General features: G+C 63.3%; 3 protein-coding genes. All 3 read right to left on the bottom strand.

Annotation, left to right across the window (positions count from 1 at the left end):
* Positions 1-161 precede the first annotated feature (161 nt).
* Positions 162-287: a DUF2474 domain-containing protein gene (locus ABWP09_RS14250; protein WP_502959804.1), complete on the bottom strand. Its 126-nt coding sequence runs from the start codon at positions 285-287 to the stop codon at positions 162-164.
* Positions 284-1,285 (bottom strand): cytochrome d ubiquinol oxidase subunit II, encoded by a 1,002-nt coding sequence (gene cydB, locus ABWP09_RS14245; protein WP_353205779.1) that lies wholly within the window; start codon positions 1,283-1,285, stop codon positions 284-286. The genes ABWP09_RS14250 and cydB overlap by 4 nt, the downstream gene beginning before the upstream one ends.
* Positions 1,282-2,163: cytochrome ubiquinol oxidase subunit I (locus ABWP09_RS14240; RefSeq protein WP_353205778.1), on the bottom strand; the 882-nt coding region annotated here is incomplete at its 5' end. The genes cydB and ABWP09_RS14240, both read right to left, overlap by 4 nt.

Raw genomic sequence — 2,163 nt, 5'->3', positions numbered from 1 at the left:
CGCCAGTTCCACGGCGGGCGTCGCAGCAGCAACGCCACGACGATCAGGATCGCCATCCCGGCATGGACATGCAGCGCATCGTCGCTGATGTGCAGTTGCTCGCCCATCTGGCGCTTGAAAATGCCCCAATCCACCGTGCGCACGCCCTTAAGTTGGAGAGATCAGGCGCGTAACCACAGTCTGATGCCAAACGTCACCACGCCGAGCGCGGTGACGCTCATCGCCCATATGCCCGCCATCCAGGCAAGCCGCTTCCACAACGGCGCTGCGGGGTTGTCAACGATCAATGGTAACCCTCGCCGACCTTACCGCGGAACACCCAATAGCCCCAGGCGGTATAGCCGATGATCAGCGGCAGCATGATGCCGACGCCGACCAGCATGAAGACTTGCGATGATTCGGGTGCCGCGGCCTGCCAGATCGTCACGGCATCGGGCACGATATAGGGATACATGCTGATCACCAGCCCAATGAAGCATAAAGCAAAGACCGCAATCGTCAGCACGAACGGCAGGATTTGCGCACTCCGCCCAAGCGCGCGCCAAAACAGCAATGCGATGCCCGCCACGAGGATCGGCACCGGCGCGGTCAGCAACAGCCCCGGCATCCGGAACCAACGGCTGTAATAATCATGGTTGAGAAACGGCGTGGCAAGGCTGACCAAGGCCACCGCCCCGAGCGTCGCCACCCCCAGCCAGCGCGCGAAGCCAAGTGCCTGTTCGGCGGTCCGCCCCTCGGTCTTGGCGATCAGCCACGTCGCGCCGAGCAGTGCATAGCCGACGACCACGCTCACGCCGGTCAGGAGACTGAACGGCGTCAACCAATCGAGCCATGCACCGCCATAGGCGCGTCCGGACACCTTCACGCCCTGCAGCAAAGCACCCAAGATCACGCCTTGCGCGAACGCGGCGGTGAACGATCCGGCGGTGAAGGCCAAGTCCCACCAGCGGCGATGCCCGGGGTCGCGCCAGCGATATTCGAACGCTACGCCGCGAAACACGAGCCCCAGCAGCATCGCGATGATCGGCGGGTACAGTGCCGGCATCAGGATCGCATAGGCAAGCGGGAAGGCGGCGAACAGTCCGCCGCCACCCAGCACCAGCCACGTTTCATTCCCGTCCCACACCGGCGCGATCGCGTTCATCGCTGCGTCGCGATCCGCGCCCACTTTGAAGGCGGGGAACAGGATGCCGATCCCCAGATCGAACCCGTCGAGCACGACATAGCCGAACACGGCGAAAGCGATGATAAAGGCCCAAATCGTGGCAAGGTCGGCGTTGATCATGCCGCTTGCCCTCCGGGATAATGCGCGGGCAAGGGCGTGGTCGCAGCGGTGCGGATCGGCGCGTCATCGATCTCGCTTTCGCCCTTTTGAACGCCCTTGCCGATCAGCCGCAGAATATACCAAGTGCCGACGCCGAACACCGCGAAATAGACAAGGACGAAGGCGATCAGCGACGCGGCGACCGCGGGCGCCGCGAGTGGCGATGCGCTGTCCACGGTGCGCAGCAGGCCGTACACCGTGTATGGTTGGCGCCCGGTTTCGGTCGTGATCCAGCCGGCGATCACCGCGACGAACCCGGCCGGCCCCATCAGCACACCCGCGCGGTGCAGCCACGGCCAGTCGTACAGCTTGCCGCGCCAGCGCGCGAACAGGCTCCACAGGCCGAGCCCGAAGATCGCGAAGCCCAAACCGACCATCACGCGGAACGACCAGAACAGGATCGCGACCGGCGGCTGCTTGTCCTGCGCGATCGTGTCGAGCCCGGCGAGCGGCGCGTTGAGATCATGCTTGAGGATCAGTGACGAAAGCTTTGGAATTTGGACCGCATAATCGATCCGTTTCTTTTCGGGATTGGGAATGCCGAACAGGATCAGCGGCGCGCCCTTGGGGTGGCTGTCATAATGCCCCTCCATCGCCATCACCTTGGCCGGTTGATACTTCAGTGTGTTCAAGCCGTGTTCGTCGCCCACGAAGATCTGAATCGGTGCGACAATCGCCGCCATCCACATCGCCATGCTGAAGATTTTCCGGGCATGCGGATCGGTTTTGTCCTTCAGCAAATGCCACGCGCCGGTCGCGCCGACCACCAGCGAGGTCGTCAGATAGGCGGCGATCACGGTGTGGACGAAACGATACGGGAAGCTCGGGTTGAAGATCAC

Origin of the sequence: Sphingomonas sp. (assembly GCF_040398505.1) — a bacterium.
Lineage (GTDB): Bacteria > Pseudomonadota > Alphaproteobacteria > Sphingomonadales > Sphingomonadaceae > Sphingomonas.
Note: the sequence above shows the minus strand (reverse complement) of the source record. Positions and strands in the feature narration are given on the sequence as shown.